We start from the raw sequence: 14,616 nt of genomic DNA on the forward strand, positions 1-14,616 counted from the left end.
GCAGGTCTCACTGAGCGAGACGCATGAATCCACGACAGACACACAAATACACGGTCCATTTGACGCGTCGCGCGTCCTTCGACCTCACCCGAGCTCCAGGGGCCAGCGGCCGAAGCAGTTCGGTTCGCCCGTGCCGAAGGCCCTGACCAGCCGCTTCCCGGTCAACCGCCCGTGGTTCACGGTGTGATCCACCGCAAAGCCCAGCAGCGTGCGCCCCAGGGCGGCACAGGAACCCGTGTATCCCTGGTCCAGTTCGAGCATCTGGGCGGCGTCTTCGCCCCAGACCAGGTGGGCGAGCGCCAGGACACGGCCTTGAGCCAGCGCGAGGGCAACCCGGCTCTCCCAGCCCCCGGGGTCGAGCCACACCGCCGCGTTGAAACAGGCCCACGCCCGCACGAGGCGGTTCCTTACGCGCTCTTCATTCTCCGCGGTGGACGGAAGGGTGAGTCGGGAGTGCCCAGGGCCCTGGCTCATCGACCCCGCCGAATGGGATCAGCACGGCGGGTGGGCACTCGGAGACAGGCTCGAATGGTCCAACCGGGCGTGCGGCCTGGCATCGCTGAGAATGATCCTGCTCGCCTACGGGCGTGAGGCACCCACGGTGACGGAACTCCTGAAGCTCGCCGTGAAGCACGAGCTCCTGACCCCTCGTGGAGCACTTCACGCGGGGATTGCGAACCTGGCGACCGAGCTGGGAGTTCCCGCCCGAGCCGAACCCGTCCCCGTCGAAACCCTGCTCCGTCACCTCGACGGCGCCCCCCCCTGCAGATCGCCCAATCCCTCACCGGTCAGCCCGTCACGGATCTGTCCGGCCGGCATCTGACCTGAGAGTCGCGCCCAGCCCGTCAACACGGGCTACGACGCCACCTGTCTCTACCTGCACTCGCTTCATGTTCCGGACGTGGCTCACCGCGTCGGGAAGGAGTTGGCCGACGTTCTTGACTCCCCGGCCAGTCGCCTCGGTCAGCTCGTCGCCTGCGCGGAGATCCTCCAAGCCGCCCCGCGCGTCGACTTCTACGGTGAGCCCGCCGACGCCGTACGGCGTCACCTCGCGACGGTGGGCGGCCTCTAGGGCTGTCCGGTGGGTCGTGTGACCGGGAATCGCGCGCATCGGTCCGGGCAGTTAAGGCGGGGGCCTCACCGCGTCAATTTGACCGTGATCTGCTGGCCGTCCAGCTCTGTGCCGTCCAAACCTTCGATCGCTCGATCGGCTTCCCGCTGATCAGTCATGGTGACAAACCCGAAGCCCCGGGACTGGCCAGTGTCGCGGTCAAGCATGACGAGGCTGTGCAGAACCTGACCGTATTGTCCGAAAATCTTCTGCAGGGAAATATCCGTTGTCTCCTGCGCCAGGTTGTCTACCCGCAGTTTCACGTCCATGGTCTCTCTCCCTCAATCGATGGACACCCAGGAGGGGCTCAACGGCCACACATCCCAGCCAGACTGACGCGTCATCTGGTACGAATCAGCGCATGACTGCCCGGAGATGCGCATGAAGATGCCTTAGTCACTCGAAAGCGTGATTCGACCCCTTTGGCGAACAGGAGAGAAGCCGTTGCGCGACTCACCAGGACGGATGGGAATCCGCTCAGGATTCACGGCGAGGCTCGCGAAACGAGCCGCCAGGCGCGACGCCGCACGACCCATCGGACATGACCTAGGCCGGTCAAAGGTCGTGGGAGTCCGCGAGATCTTCGACGTGCAGAACACCCTCCGCGTCCAGCACCGATCCAGCACGGCGCGGGTGGCGAGGGGTGACGACAGGTGACGAGGTGTCAGATCATCCAGCACCTATCCAGCACGGTAAAAAGCCAGGGGTCCACCCCCGCAAGAGTGGACCCCTCCTGACCTGCACGTTTGCCAGATCAGCAATGTGGTGCCATGTCACCCGCTACACGTTGAAGCGGAACTCCACCACATCCCCGTCCTGCATCACATACTCCTTGCCCTCCATGCGCGCCTTGCCCGCCGCCCGGGCCTCGGCGACCGAGCCCGTCTCGACCAGGTCCTCGAAGGAGATGACCTCGGCCTTGATGAAGCCCTTCTGGAAGTCGGTGTGGATGACACCGGCCGCCTCGGGGGCCGTCGCGCCCTGCTTGATCGTCCAGGCGCGGGACTCCTTGGGGCCCGCCGTCAGGTACGTCTGCAGGCCCAGCGTGCGGAAGCCGACGTGGGCCAGGGTGGCGAGGCCGGGCTCTTCCTGGCCCACCGACTGGAGGAGTTCCAGGGCCTCGTCCTCGTCGAGCTCCGCGAGGTCCGACTCCAGCTTGGCGTTGAGGAAGATCGCCTCCGCGGGGGCGACCAGTGCGCTCTGCTCGGCCTTGAAGTCGTCGTCCGTCAGCTCGTCCTCGTCGACGTTGAAGACGTAGAGGAACGGCTTGGTGGTGAGGAGGTGCAGGTCGTGGAGGAGTTCCTCGTTGCCCGAGCCCTGGACGATGCCCTGCGAGAAGAGCGTGTCGCCGCGCTCCAGGATCTCCTTGGCCTCCTCGACCGCCTTCACCTTCGGCGCGATGTCCTTCTTGATGCGCGACTCCTTCTGGAGGCGCGGCAGGACCTTCTCGATGGTCTGGAGGTCGGCGAGGATCAGCTCGGTGTTGATCGTCTCGATGTCGTCCTTGGGCGAGACCTTGCCGTCGACGTGTACGACGTTCTCGTCCTTGAAGGCACGGATGACCTGGCAGATCGCGTCCGACTCGCGGATGTTCGCGAGGAACTTGTTGCCGAGGCCCTCGCCCTCGCTCGCGCCGCGCACGATGCCCGCGATGTCGACGAAGTCGACCGTCGCCGGGAGGACCTTCTGCGAGGAGAAGATCTCCGCGAGCTTCGTCAGGCGGGGGTCGGGGACGCCGACCACGCCGACGTTCGGCTCGATCGTGGCGAACGGGTAGTTGGCCGCCAGCACGTCGTTCTTGGTCAGGGCGTTGAACAGGGTCGACTTGCCGACATTGGGCAGACCGACGATTCCGATCGTGAGCGACACGTTGCGACTTCCCGTACGTCAGGGCTGGGTGGGGCGGTCCCTTCGTACCCGCGCTTGGTGCGTGCGCTTCGTACGTGGGCCGATCCACCAGTCTACGGCGTGCCGCCACCGGCCCCTCCGGACGGCCGTCCGCCCGGCCCCCGCCCTGTCGAACGCATGGCCAAGGTCACCCAAAGGGCGTGTCCCGAAGCGGCTTCCGCGCGGCAGCCGACCTAGGTTGGTCCAGTGGAGCAACACAGGACGCGTCCCCCTCAGTCCGAACCGAAGGCCGAACCGAAGGCCGAACCGAAGGCCGCCGCGGCGGCCCGGCCCCGCCGGAACTCGCCGCTGCCCCCTCAGGGCAGGGCCGCCGAGCCCGGCACGGTGTACCGGGCCACGCCTCCTCCGCGCCGTTCCGTCCCGCCGTTCGTCCAGGCGCTGCGCCGCTCCCCCCTGTACCGCAGGGTGCGGCGGATGCCGAACCCGCGCCTGACGGGGCTCGGCAGCGGCCTGTTCTGCGCCGCGGTGATGTTCGTCCTCGCCTGCCTGCTGAGGCTGCTGCTCGACAGTTCCCTCGTCGCGTACGGCGTGCTGTTCCTGCCCGTGGCCGCGCTCACCGCGCTGTGGGTGCGCCCGGCGGACCTGGTCACCGCGCCGGTGGCCGTGCCGATCGCCTTCGCCGCCGGGATCATGCCGATCTCGGGGGGCGCCGAGGGGTTCGGCGGGCAGTTCATGGGACTCGTGACCGCGCTGGCGCTGCACGCCGGATGGCTCTACGGGGGCACGCTCGTCGCCGGTCTCATCGTGACCGTGCGCAAGATCCGGCTGATGGCCGAGCGCCGCAGGACTCCGCGGCCGGCGCCCCGGCAGCCCGACGGGAAGCGCGTCTCCGCCGCCTGACCGCCGGGCCTGACCGCCGGGAACGCCCCGGGGGCGCCCCCGGAACACCGCCGGAGGCCTACGCCTCGCCCGCCGCCCCCATCGCCGCCCCCACGATCCCCGCGTTGTTCTGGAGCTGAGCGGGGACGATCTCCGCCTCGATGCCCTCGATCAGCGGCAGGAACTTGTGCGCCTTGCGGCTCACACCGCCGCCGATGATGAACAGCTCGGGCGAGAACAGCATCTCCACGTGCGCGAGGTACTTCTGCACGCGCCGCGCCCAGTGCTCCCAGCTCAGGTCCTCGTCCTCGCGCGCCTTGGAGGAGGCCTTCTTCTCCGCGTCGTGGCCGTGCAGTTCGAGGTGGCCGAGCTCCGTGTTCGGCACCAGGCGGCCGCCGGTGAACAGGGCGCTGCCGATGCCCGTGCCGAGGGTGAGCATCAGGACCGTGCCCGTGCGCCCCTGGCCCGCGCCGAAGTGCATCTCCGCGACGCCCGCCGCGTCGGCGTCGTTCAGTACGGTGACGGGGACGCCGCCGAGCCGGTCCGAGACCAGCTTGCGGATGTCCGTACCAATCCAGCTCTTGTCCACGTTGGCGGCCGTGCGGGCCGTGCCGTCGGTGATCACGCCGGGGAACGTGGCCCCTACGGGCCCCGTCCAGCCGAAGTGCTCCACCACCTCGCGCACGCCCTCGACCACCGCGTCCGGCGTCGCCGGATGCGGGGTCAGTACCTTGTGCCGCTCTTGCGTCAGGTCTCCGCGGTCCAGGTCTACGGGCGCGCCCTTGATCCCGGATCCGCCGATGTCCACACCGAAGATCTGCATGGCCCCCACGTTACGGCGACGGTCAGCGCTGTGACAGCTCCGCCGCCTCCGCGCGCAGGTCCCTGCGCAGTTCCTTCGGCAGCGAGAAGGTGATCGACTCCTCGGCGGTCTTCACCGTCTCCACGTCGCCGTAGCCCCGCTCGGCGAGCCACTCGATGACGCCGTCGACCAGGACGTCCGGCACGGAGGCGCCCGAGGTCAGGCCGACCGTGGTCACGCCCTCCAGCCAGGCCTCGTCGATCTCGTCGGCGTTGTCCACCAGGTGGGAGGCGGGGGCGCCGGCGTCGAGGGCGACCTCGACCATGCGGATGGAGTTCGAGGAGTTCTTGGAGCCGACGACGATGACGAGGTCGGCGTCCTCGGCGAGCTTCTTGACCGCGATCTGGCGGTTCTGCGTGGCGTAGCAGATGTCGTCGCTGGGCGGCGAGAGGAGGTTCGGGAACTTGTTCTTCAGGGCGTCGACCGTCTCCATCGTCTCGTCGACGGAGAGCGTGGTCTGGGAGAGCCAGACGACCTTGTCGGGGTCGCGCACCTCGACGTTCGCGACGTCCTCGGGGCCGTCCACGAGCGTGATGTGGTCGGGCGCCTCACCGGAGGTGCCGATGACTTCCTCGTGGCCCTCGTGGCCGATCAGGAGGATGTCGAAGTCCTCCTTGGCGAACCGCACGGCTTCCTTGTGAACCTTGGTGACCAGCGGGCACGTCGCGTCGATCGTCGCGAGCTTGCGCTCGGCGGCCTCCGCGTGGACGGTGGGGGCCACGCCGTGCGCGGAGAACATGACGATGGAGCCCTCGGGGACCTCCGCCGTCTCCTCGACGAAGATGGCGCCCTTCTTCTCCAGCGTCTGCACGACGTACTTGTTGTGGACGATCTCGTGGCGTACGTAGATCGGGGCCCCGTACTGCTCCAGGGCCTTCTCGACGGCGATCACGGCACGGTCCACGCCCGCGCAGTAGCCACGGGGAGCGGCGAGCAGGACACGGCGGGAGCCAGGCGTTGCAGTCATGCCCCCCATCGTAAGGCCGCGTCCAGCGCGTCAAAGATCGCCCGGTTGGGGAGACTGGAGGCTGCGTTGATCTCCCGCGTTGATCACGGAGGCACGATGTCCGGTCAGTCCGTCCCCACGGGAGCCCACTCCTCGGGCCCCGGGCCCGCCGAGGGCACAGGGCTGCGGCGCAGTCTCGGCTTCCGGGACCTCGTCGTCTACGGCCTGCTCTTCATCGCCCCGATGGCCCCGGTCGGTGTCTTCGGGACGCTCGACGCGAAGTCGCACGGCGCCGTCGCCCTCGTCTATCTGATCGCCACCGTCGCGATGGCGTTCACCGCTTTCAGCTACGCCCAGATGGTGCGGGTGGTCCCCCAGGCGGGGTCGGTCTTCGCGTACGCGCGCGTGGGGCTCGGCAAGGGCCCCGGGTTCATCGCCGGGTGGATGGCGATGCTGGACTATCTGCTGATCCCGGCGGTCGCCTATCTGTTCTCCGGGATCGCGATGAACTCGCTGGTCCCCTCGGTGTCGCGGTGGGTGTGGACGGCGCTGGCGGTGCTCATCACGACCGCCCTCAACCTGTGGGGCGTGCGGACGGCGGCGCGGGTCGGCTTCGCGGTGCTCGCCATGGAGATCGCGGTTCTCGTCGTCTTCGTCGTCGCGGCCGTGGTCGTCCTGGTGCGGCACGGGGCCCAGCGGGACTGGCTCTCGCCACTGACGGGTGACGGCTCGCAGGGCGCGTTCGCGCTCTCGGCGGTGGTGGGCGCGGTGTCGATCGCCGTCCTGTCGTACCTGGGCTTCGACGCGATCGCCTCCTTCGCGGAGGAGGTGACGGGCGGCTCGGCGAAGGTCGCGCGGGCCGTGCTGTTCTGTCTGGCGCTCGCGGGCGTGCTGTTCATCGCGCAGACGTATCTGGTGGCGCTCCTGGAGCCGCTGTCGTCGGCCGAGCTTGCCGCGGAGCCGGGCAAGCAGGGGACGGCCTTCTACGACGCCGTGAACTCGGCGGCCGGGACGTGGCTGCACGACCTGGTGGCCGTCAGCAAGGCGATCGGCGCGGCGTTCGCGGCGCTGGCGGGGCAGGCCGCGGCGGGGCGGCTGCTGTTCGCGATGGCGCGGGACCGGCGGCTGCCGAAGGCCCTGTCCCGGACGGACTCGGGTACGCCGCGGATCGCGCTGCTGTGCGCGGCCGTGGTGACGCTGGTCGCGGCGGTGTGGGCGGCACGGCGTGACGACGGCATGGACCACTTGGTCTCGGTGGTGGACATCGGGGCGCTCACCGCGTTCCTGCTGCTGCACGCGAGCGTGGTGGGGTGGTTCGCGGTGCGGCACCGGGAGGACGGGTTCAGCTGGTGGCGGCATCTGCTGGTTCCGGTGCTGGGTGCGGTGATCGTGGTGGCCGTCATCTGGGAGGCGTCGGGGTCGGCGCAGGTGGTGGGCGCGGTGTGGCTGGGCGTCGGGCTGGTGGTGCTGGGCGTGCAGCGTGCCCGTCGCGGGGCGTACTAGGCCGCGGCTTCCCGGCGGGCGTCCACGACGTGCCCGTCGCCGGGCGCACCAGGCCGCGGCCTCCCGCCGCGTACCAGGCCGCCACTCCCCGCCGGGCGTCCGTCACCGCCTGTTCGCCCCGCCCCGTCGGCTTCCGGGCAAGCGGCGCCCGGGTTGTCGCACCCTCCCGCTACGCTCGCCGACATGGCTCTCAACACGTCCGCGGACGCCCCGCTCCCCGTGGGGCAGGTGTCGCGGCTCATCGGCGGCTGGATCGACCGGCTCGGTGCCGTGTGGGTGGAGGGGCAGATCACCCAGCTGTCCCGCAGGCCCGGCGCCGGCGTCGTCTTCATGACGCTGCGCGACCCGTCGCACGACATCTCGGTGAGCGTCACGTGCTACCGCCAGGTGTTCGACGCCGTGGCGGACGTCGTCTCGGAGGGCGCCCGCGTCGTGGTCCACGCCAAGCCGGAGTGGTACGCGCCACGGGGGCAGCTGTCCCTGCGGGCCGCCGAGATAAGGCCGGTCGGCGTCGGTGAGCTGCTGGCGCGGATCGAGCAGCTGAAGAAGAGCCTCGCCGGGGAGGGCCTCTTCGCGCCGGAGCGCAAGACGTCGCTGCCCTTCCTGCCCCAGCTCATCGGGCTCGTCACCGGCCGCGCGTCGGCCGCCGAGCGCGACGTCCTGGAGAACGCCCGGCACCGCTGGCCCGCCGTCCGCTTCGAGGTGCGCAACGTCCCCGTCCAGGGCGTGCACGCGGTGCCGCAGGTCGTCCAGGCCGTCAAGGATCTGGACGCGCTCGACGAGGTCGACGTGATCATCGTGGCGCGGGGCGGCGGCAGCGTGGAGGACCTGCTGCCGTTCTCGGACGAGCAGCTGATCAGGGCGGTCGCCGCGTGCCGTACGCCGGTGGTCTCCGCGATCGGGCACGAGCCGGACAGCCCGCTGCTCGACCTCGTGGCGGACCTGCGGGCCTCCACGCCCACGGACGCCGCCAAGAAGGTCGTACCGGACGTCGGCGAGGAGTACGAGCGCGTGCGCTGGCTGCGCGACCGCGCCCGGCGGTGCCTGGACGCCTACCTGGACCGCGAGGACCGCGGGCTCGCGCACGCCCTGGGCCGGCCCTCCATGGAGCATCCGCACCGCATGGTCGAGGATCGCGAGGAGCAGGTCGCGGCGCTCACCGACCGCGCGCGCCGCACGGTCGGGCACCTGCTGGACCGGGCGGCCTCCGAGCTGACGCACACCCACGCGCGCGTGGTGGCCCTCTCCCCCGCGGCGACGCTCCAGCGGGGGTACGCGGTGTTGCAGAAGGCGGACGGCGCGGTCGTCCGGGCCCCCGGGGACGCGAGCGCCGGCGAGGAGCTGCGGGCACGGGTCGCCGAGGGCGAATTCACCGTACGAGTCGACATTTAGGGTGGGGCGCATGACCAGCAAGACGGATGAGGCCGGCGAGGCCACGGGCCCGGCGGACGCGCTCGGGTACGAGCAGGCGCGGGACGAGCTGATCGACGTCGTACGCCGCCTGGAGACCGGCGGCACGACGCTGGAGGAGTCGCTCGCCCTGTGGGAGCGCGGCGAGGAGCTGGCGAAGGTGTGCCGCCGCTGGCTGGACGGCGCGCGGGCCCGTCTGGACGCGGCCCTCGCGGGCGAGAGCACCGGGGACGAAATGGACACCGCTGACACCGGGGACACAGCGGGCTGAACGCACCAAGCCCTGTGAAGCGGATCACGACGGGCAGACTTTGGTTGAATCTTAAACGTCACTTGTCGTAGGGTCGGCTGTGCCAGCTGATCCACAGCACGTACGTATCGAGAAGGTTGATCCATGTCTCTCGCCCTTGACCCCGCCGCCCAGGACCTGCTCTTCCGCGAGGCCCGCACCGCGAACACCTTCACCGACGAGCCGGTCACCGACGAGCAGGTCCAGGCGATCTACGACCTGGTCAAGTACGGCCCGACCGCCTTCAACCAGTCGCCGCTGCGCGTCACCCTGGTCCGCTCCCCCGAGGCCCGCGAGCGCCTGGTCCAGCACATGGCAGAGGGCAACCGCCCGAAGACCGCGACCGCGCCGCTGGTCGCGATCCTCTCCGCCGACAACGAGTTCCACGAGGAGCTCCCGGCGCTGTTCCCGCACTTCCCGCAGGCCAAGGACGTCTTCTTCGCCGAGCGCCCGGCCCGAGAGCAGGCCGCGCTGGTGAACGCCACGCTCCAGGCCGGCTACTTCATCGTGGGCGTGCGCGCCGCCGGTCTCGCCGCGGGCCCGATGACCGGGTTCGACTTCGCGGGCGTCCAGAAGGAGTTCCTGGACGACGACCACACCCCGCTGATGATCGTCAACATCGGCAAGCCCGGCGACGACGCCTGGTTCCCGCGCTCCCCGCGCCTGGCCTACGAGGACGTCGTCACCACGGTCTGAGCGACGGCGCACACGCCGAAAGCAGCTGCGCGAAGGGCCCCCGGCACACCGCCGGGGGCCCTTCGCGTACGTGTCGCGCGCGCAGGCGTCCCACGCGCTCACGACCGCACGCGTTCACGACCGGCCGCTCACGCCGTCTTCATCTCCAGCGCCTCGACCATCTTCGTGAGCTGTCCGAACGAGGCCGTGCCCGCGACGACCGTCGTGGCGCCCTTCTCGGTGCTCACCAGGGCGTCGTACGTCGACCCCTCGTACCGCCGCCAGTCCCGGCCACCGAGCTTGTCCACGGTGTCCGTCCGCACCGCTTCCTGGGTGGCCTTCTCGATGAACTGGGCCGGCTTGTCGGTGGACTGCTTGATCACCACGTACTCGCCGTCCGGGTCGAGGAAGCCCAGGTGCCAGCTGTCGTGCTCGGCGGCGTTGAACCGCACGGACGTCGGCTTCCACTCCTTGGCCAGGCCCTCGGGCGCCGCCACGGGGTAGGCCGCCGCCCGCCGGGCCGTCACGAGCTCCACGCGGTAGTCGACCCGCTTGACGGGGGTCTTGGACTCGTCATGCGGGACGAAGATGTAGCTGACGCCCGCGACCAGGACGATCACCACCAGCGACCACAGCATGTTCTTGACGGTCTGATTGCCTTGTCTGCCTGCCACGCCCCCATGGTCTCAGGCCGCGGACGCGCACCTTCCCCCAGGCCTCCCCAGGCCACCGCGGGCCACCCGGCCCGCTCATGCGTGGGGCCCACTGCTCATTTTGTCGGCCTACGGATAGAGTCGCCCCATACCCTCATCCGGCCGTCGTCGTATCAGCAGAAAGGTGCGCTCCGATGACCGAGCATCATCTCCCGTCCGAGCTAGAGGTCTCCCCCGAGGCTCCCGACCGCAACCTCGCCCTGGAGCTCGTCCGGGTCACCGAGGCGGCCGCCATGGCCGCGGGCCGCTGGGTCGGCCGCGGCGACAAGAACGGCGCGGACGGCGCCGCGGTCAGGGCCATGCGGACCCTCGTCCACACCGTCTCGATGAACGGCGTCGTCGTCATCGGCGAGGGCGAGAAGGACGAAGCCCCGATGCTCTTCAACGGAGAGCGCATCGGCGACGGCACCGGCGCCGAGGTCGACATCGCCGTCGACCCGATCGACGGCACCACGCTGACCGCGAAGGGCATGCCGAACGCCATCGCCGTGCTGGCCGCCGCCGACCGCGGCGCGATGTTCGACCCGTCCGCCGTCTTCTACATGGACAAGCTGGTCACCGGCCCCGAGGCCGCGGACTACGTCGACATCAACGCGCCCGCCTCGGTCAACATCCGCCGAGTCGCCAAGGCCAAGAACTCCTCGCCCGAGGACGTCACGGTCATGATCCTGGACCGCCCCCGCCACGAGGGCATCGTCAAGGAGATCCGCGAGACCGGCGCCCGCATCAAGTTCATCTCCGACGGCGATGTGGCCGGCTCGGTCATGGCCGTGCGCGAAGGCACCGGCGTCGACCTGCTGATGGGCATCGGCGGCACCCCCGAGGGCATCATCTCGGCCTGCGCGATCAAGTGCCTCGGCGGTGTGATCCAGGGCAAGCTGTGGCCCAAGGACGACGCCGAGCGGCAGCGCGCCATCGACGCGGGCCACGACCTGGACCGCACCCTGTCCACGGACGACCTGGTCAAGGGCGACAACGTCTTCTTCGTCGCGACCGGCATCACCGACGGCGAGCTGCTCCAGGGCGTGCGCTACCGCGCGGCCACCGCCTCGACGTCCTCGCTGGTCATGCGCTCCAAGTCGGGCACGATCCGCAAGATCGACTCCGACCACCGGCTCTCGAAGCTGCGCGCCTACAGCGCGATCGACTTCGACCGCGCGAAGTAGGAGCGGTCCGGACCGGACAGTTCGTACGACGAAGGGGGCGTCCCGTGCGGGGGACGCCCCCTTCGTCGTACACCGTGGCCTATCCCGCGGCGGCGACTCCCGCCGCGTGTGCCGCCTTCTGAAGCTCCAGGTCGCGCCTGCGGCGGCGGGCCAGGACCACGCGGCGCTCGGCGGCGGTGAGACCGCCCCACACGCCGTACGGCTCCGGCTGGAGCAGGGCGTGCTCGCGGCATTCGACCATCACGGGACAGCGGGCACAGACACGCTTGGCCGCCTCCTCGCGCGAGAGCCTGGCCGCCGTCGGCTCCTTGGACGGGGCGAAGAACAGTCCGGCTTCGTCGCGGCGGCACACGGCCTCCGTGTGCCACGGGGCGTCATCGGTCCGATCCCGCACCCCCCGCTGGGCCGGGACAGCGGCGACCTGCAGGGACTGACGCGACGGTTGCTGCACGGTCTACTCCTGACGACGGCTTCGCGAGCGAGAGACGATGCAGCAAGCTCTACCCGCTGTGTGCGCGCCTATGCACTGAGTTCCGACGCACGGCAGTTCACGCGCCCCCGGCCGGGCCCGGACCGTCAGTGCCCGAGGTGCTTGCGCAGCCTGCCGTGCAGGTCACGGACGAGCTTGCCGCGCTTCGGCCGCGCCTCGACGCTGCCGAGGATCGCCGTGCCGTCGACGAAGACCACCGGGGCGTCCTGGTCGGGGGAGTCGAGCGTGTCGACCTCGACACTGCCGAGTACGCCGGCGCCGCTGCCGCGCAACGAGACGTTCTCCGGGACGCGGATCTCGACCGAGCCGAAGATCGCGACCGCCTTGATGAGCACCTGCCGATGCTCGAAGATCGCCTCGCTCAGGTCGATCTCGACGCTGCCGAAGATGGCGTACGCATGGGTGCGGCGACCCACGCGCCAGCGGCCCTTGCGGACGGAGCCGCTGAGGACCGCGACCAGGTTCTCGTCGGCGACCGGGGGCACCGCGCCGGGTGAGGGCCTGCCGGGGGCGGGCGCGGGTGCGTACCCCGACGACGGGCCGGCCGTCCGGCCGTGGGCGGCGGGGAGGTCCGCGATCAGCGGCTCCAGCTCGCCCAAGGTCTTGGCGCCGTAGACCCCCTCGATGCGGTCCGCGTGCTCCTCGGCGGTGAGGCGGCCCTCGGCCATGGCCTCGCGGAGGATGTCCGCCGTGCGGTCGCGGTCGGCGTCGGAGGCGCGGAGCGACCCCGACTCCTCGGCCGTGGCGGGAGCGGGCTGCGGGAGACGCTTTTCGAGGTCCACACCATCAGCGTACCCAAACGCGATAGATCGCGACTACCCCCTGTGGACAACCGCGTGACGCGGCACCGGCGGCCTACTGAGCCTTACCTCACAGGCCCGGTCCGAGGCGCGCGTTCTACGCTGGTTGCCGCGTCGCCAATGGAGGCCGCGCCGCTGTCTGCCGAATGAGGAATGGCCGCAATGTCTGTTAGCTCCCGCCCGCCCATCCCGGCGTTCGAGTACTCCGACCTGCTCCCCCTGGGAGAGGACACCACCCCCTACCGGCTGGTGACCTCCGAGGGTGTCTCCACCTTCGAGGCCGACGGGCGGACGTTCCTCAAGGTCGAGCCGGAGGCGCTGCGCACGCTCGCCGCCGAGGCGATCCACGACATCCAGCACTACCTGCGGCCCGCGCACCTGGCCCAGCTGCGGCGCATCATCGACGACCCCGAGGCGTCGTCCAACGACAAGTTCGTGGCCCTGGACCTGCTGAAGAACGCGAACATCGCGGCGGCCGGCGTGCTCCCCATGTGCCAGGACACCGGCACCGCGATCGTCATGGGCAAGCGCGGGCAGAACGTCCTCACCGAAGGTGAGGACGAGAAGGCGCTCTCCCAGGGCATCTTCGACGCGTACACGAAGCTGAACCTCCGCTACTCCCAGATGGCCCCGCTGACCATGTGGGAGGAGAAGAACACCGGCTCCAACCTGCCGGCCCAGATCGAGCTGTACGCGACCGACGGCGGCGCCTACAAGTTCCTCTTCATGGCCAAGGGCGGCGGCTCGGCCAACAAGAGCTTCCTCTACCAGGAGACGAAGGCGGTCCTGAACGAGGCCTCCATGATGAAGTTCCTGGAGGAGAAGATCCGCTCCCTCGGTACGGCGGCGTGCCCGCCGTACCACCTGGCGATCGTCGTCGGCGGCACCAGCGCCGAGTTCGCCCTGAAGACCGCGAAGTACGCTTCCGCGCACTACCTGGACGAGCTGCCCGCCGAGGGCTCCGCCACCGGCCACGGCTTCCGGGACAAGGAGCTCGAGGAGAAGGTCTTCGAGCTGACGCAGAAGATCGGCATCGGCGCGCAGTTCGGCGGCAAGTACTTCTGCCACGACGTGCGCGTGGTGCGCCTGCCCCGGCACGGCGCCTCGCTGCCCGTCGCCATCGCCGTGTCCTGCTCCGCCGACCGCCAGGCCACCGCGAAGATCACCGCCGAGGGCGTCTTCCTGGAGCAGCTGGAGACGGACCCGGCGCGCTTCCTGCCGGAGACGACCGACGAGCACCTCTCCGAAGAGGGTGACGTCGTGAAGATCGACCTCAACCAGCCGATGGACGACATCCTCGCCGAGCTGACCAAGTACCCGGTCAAGACCCGCCTGTCGCTCACCGGCCCGCTCGTCGTCGCCCGCGACATCGCGCACGCCAAGATCAAGGAGCGGCTCGACGCGGGCGAGGAGATGCCGCAGTATCTGAAGGACCACCCGGTCTACTACGCGGGTCCGGCCAAGACCCCGGAGGGGTACGCCTCCGGCTCCTTCGGCCCGACCACGGCCGGGCGCATGGACTCCTACGTGGAGCAGTTCCAGGCGGCGGGCGGCTCCAAGGTGATGCTGGCCAAGGGCAACCGCTCCAAGCAGGTCACCGACGCGTGCGACGCGCACGGCGGCTTCTACCTCGGCTCCATCGGCGGACCGGCCGCGCGCCTCGCCCAGGACTGCATCAAGAAGGTCGAGGTCGTCGAGTACGAGGAACTCGGCATGGAGGCGGTCTGGAAGATCGAGGTCGAGGACTTCCCGGCCTTCATCGTCGTCGACGACAAGGGCAACGACTTCTTCCAGAACCCGGCCCCCGAGCCGACGTTCACACACATCCCGGTGCGGGGCCCGGGCCTGGCGTAGTACGGGGGTGCGCCCCGTCAGGGGCGCGGGGAACTGCGCGACCAGCCACGCCGCACTCGCAGTGAAAGGA

At 70.0% G+C, this 14,616-nt stretch carries 16 protein-coding genes; 8 read left to right on the forward strand and 8 right to left on the reverse strand.

Annotated features, from left to right (window positions below):
- Positions 1-84: 84 nt before the first annotated feature.
- Complete coding sequence (locus tag ACF062_RS14665; RefSeq protein ID WP_392138176.1) at positions 85-396, reverse strand: hypothetical protein; 312 nt, start codon at positions 394-396, stop codon at positions 85-87.
- 505 nt (positions 397-901) lie between these two features.
- On the opposite strand from ACF062_RS14665, the gene ACF062_RS14670 reads away from it, so the two are divergent.
- Positions 902-1,072 (forward strand): hypothetical protein, encoded by a 171-nt coding sequence (locus ACF062_RS14670; RefSeq protein ID WP_392138177.1) that lies wholly within the window; start codon positions 902-904, stop codon positions 1,070-1,072.
- Between the two features lie 65 nt (positions 1,073-1,137).
- Here the strand turns inward: ACF062_RS14670 and ACF062_RS14675 are convergent, their stop codons facing one another.
- Together ACF062_RS14675 and ychF are read right to left on the reverse strand one after the other, a co-directional pair.
- Positions 1,138-1,380, reverse strand: coding sequence for an RNA recognition motif domain-containing protein (locus tag ACF062_RS14675; RefSeq protein WP_392138179.1), 243 nt, complete (start codon positions 1,378-1,380; stop codon positions 1,138-1,140).
- A 511-nt stretch (positions 1,381-1,891) separates the two neighbouring features.
- The gene (gene ychF / locus ACF062_RS14680; protein ID WP_392138181.1) at positions 1,892-2,980 is read right to left on the reverse strand and encodes a redox-regulated ATPase YchF; all 1,089 of its coding nucleotides are present in this window, start codon (positions 2,978-2,980) and stop codon (positions 1,892-1,894) included.
- Between the two features lie 225 nt (positions 2,981-3,205).
- On the opposite strand from ychF, the gene ACF062_RS14685 reads away from it, so the two are divergent.
- Complete coding sequence (locus ACF062_RS14685; RefSeq protein WP_392138183.1) at positions 3,206-3,859, forward strand: DUF6542 domain-containing protein; 654 nt, start codon at positions 3,206-3,208, stop codon at positions 3,857-3,859.
- Positions 3,860-3,917: 58 nt separating this feature from the next.
- Here the strand turns inward: ACF062_RS14685 and ppgK are convergent, their stop codons facing one another.
- Both ppgK and ACF062_RS14695 read right to left on the reverse strand, forming a co-directional pair.
- Positions 3,918-4,661 carry a polyphosphate--glucose phosphotransferase gene (ppgK, locus tag ACF062_RS14690; RefSeq protein ID WP_392138185.1) on the reverse strand — a complete coding sequence of 248 codons (744 nt, stop codon included), beginning with the start codon at positions 4,659-4,661 and terminating at the stop codon, positions 3,918-3,920.
- A gap of 22 nt (positions 4,662-4,683) precedes the next feature.
- A complete protein-coding gene (locus tag ACF062_RS14695) occupies positions 4,684-5,676 on the reverse strand; it encodes a 4-hydroxy-3-methylbut-2-enyl diphosphate reductase (protein WP_392138186.1) in 993 nt (330 codons plus the stop codon).
- A gap of 87 nt (positions 5,677-5,763) precedes the next feature.
- On the opposite strand from ACF062_RS14695, the gene ACF062_RS14700 reads away from it, so the two are divergent.
- The 4 genes from ACF062_RS14700 (at position 5,764) to ACF062_RS14715 (ending at position 9,544) form a co-directional block, all read left to right on the forward strand.
- Complete coding sequence (locus ACF062_RS14700; RefSeq protein WP_392138188.1) at positions 5,764-7,149, forward strand: APC family permease; 1,386 nt, start codon at positions 5,764-5,766, stop codon at positions 7,147-7,149.
- 183 nt (positions 7,150-7,332) lie between these two features.
- Positions 7,333-8,541: an exodeoxyribonuclease VII large subunit gene (xseA, locus tag ACF062_RS14705; RefSeq protein WP_392138190.1), complete on the forward strand. Its 1,209-nt coding sequence runs from the start codon at positions 7,333-7,335 to the stop codon at positions 8,539-8,541.
- A gap of 10 nt (positions 8,542-8,551) precedes the next feature.
- Positions 8,552-8,830 (forward strand): exodeoxyribonuclease VII small subunit, encoded by a 279-nt coding sequence (locus ACF062_RS14710; protein WP_392138192.1) that lies wholly within the window; start codon positions 8,552-8,554, stop codon positions 8,828-8,830.
- Positions 8,831-8,953: 123 nt separating this feature from the next.
- On the forward strand, positions 8,954-9,544 hold the full coding sequence (locus ACF062_RS14715; RefSeq protein ID WP_392138194.1) for a malonic semialdehyde reductase: 591 nt from the start codon (positions 8,954-8,956) through the stop codon (positions 9,542-9,544).
- Between the two features lie 128 nt (positions 9,545-9,672).
- Here ACF062_RS14715 and ACF062_RS14720 read toward each other — a convergent pair whose 3' ends face one another.
- Positions 9,673-10,197, reverse strand: a complete 525-nt coding sequence (locus tag ACF062_RS14720) for a DUF4245 domain-containing protein (RefSeq protein ID WP_392138196.1) — start codon at positions 10,195-10,197, stop codon at positions 9,673-9,675.
- A gap of 173 nt (positions 10,198-10,370) precedes the next feature.
- On the opposite strand from ACF062_RS14720, the gene glpX reads away from it, so the two are divergent.
- Positions 10,371-11,402: a class II fructose-bisphosphatase gene (gene glpX / locus ACF062_RS14725; RefSeq protein ID WP_205039026.1), complete on the forward strand. Its 1,032-nt coding sequence runs from the start codon at positions 10,371-10,373 to the stop codon at positions 11,400-11,402.
- Between the two features lie 79 nt (positions 11,403-11,481).
- Here glpX and ACF062_RS14730 read toward each other — a convergent pair whose 3' ends face one another.
- Positions 11,482-11,853 (reverse strand): WhiB family transcriptional regulator, encoded by a 372-nt coding sequence (locus ACF062_RS14730; protein ID WP_223776491.1) that lies wholly within the window; start codon positions 11,851-11,853, stop codon positions 11,482-11,484.
- Between the two features lie 125 nt (positions 11,854-11,978).
- Positions 11,979-12,674: a DUF1707 domain-containing protein gene (locus ACF062_RS14735; protein ID WP_392138198.1), complete on the reverse strand. Its 696-nt coding sequence runs from the start codon at positions 12,672-12,674 to the stop codon at positions 11,979-11,981.
- Positions 12,675-12,878: 204 nt separating this feature from the next.
- Between ACF062_RS14735 and ACF062_RS14740 the strand changes: the two genes are divergently transcribed.
- The gene (locus tag ACF062_RS14740; protein WP_392138869.1) at positions 12,879-14,546 is read left to right on the forward strand and encodes a fumarate hydratase; all 1,668 of its coding nucleotides are present in this window, start codon (positions 12,879-12,881) and stop codon (positions 14,544-14,546) included.
- Positions 14,547-14,616 lie beyond the last annotated feature (70 nt).

The organism is Streptomyces sp. NPDC015345 (assembly GCF_043078805.1).
In the GTDB taxonomy this organism is placed as follows: Bacteria; Actinomycetota; Actinomycetes; order Streptomycetales; family Streptomycetaceae; genus Streptomyces.

What these genes read in the sequence shown, in the direction of transcription:
- ACF062_RS14675 (WP_392138179.1), bottom strand. Translation starts at nt 1,380, where the DNA reads ATGGACGTGAAACTGCGGGTAGACAACCTGGCGCAGGAGACAACGGAT.
- ppgK (WP_392138185.1), bottom strand. Translation starts at nt 4,661, where the DNA reads ATGCAGATCTTCGGTGTGGACATCGGCGGATCCGGGATCAAGGGCGCG.
- ACF062_RS14695 (WP_392138186.1), bottom strand. Translation starts at nt 5,676, where the DNA reads ATGGGGGGCATGACTGCAACGCCTGGCTCCCGCCGTGTCCTGCTCGCC.
- ACF062_RS14700 (WP_392138188.1), top strand. Translation starts at nt 5,764, where the DNA reads ATGTCCGGTCAGTCCGTCCCCACGGGAGCCCACTCCTCGGGCCCCGGG.
- xseA (WP_392138190.1), top strand. Translation starts at nt 7,333, where the DNA reads ATGGCTCTCAACACGTCCGCGGACGCCCCGCTCCCCGTGGGGCAGGTG.
- ACF062_RS14710 (WP_392138192.1), top strand. Translation starts at nt 8,552, where the DNA reads ATGACCAGCAAGACGGATGAGGCCGGCGAGGCCACGGGCCCGGCGGAC.
- ACF062_RS14715 (WP_392138194.1), top strand. Translation starts at nt 8,954, where the DNA reads ATGTCTCTCGCCCTTGACCCCGCCGCCCAGGACCTGCTCTTCCGCGAG.
- glpX (WP_205039026.1), top strand. Translation starts at nt 10,371, where the DNA reads ATGACCGAGCATCATCTCCCGTCCGAGCTAGAGGTCTCCCCCGAGGCT.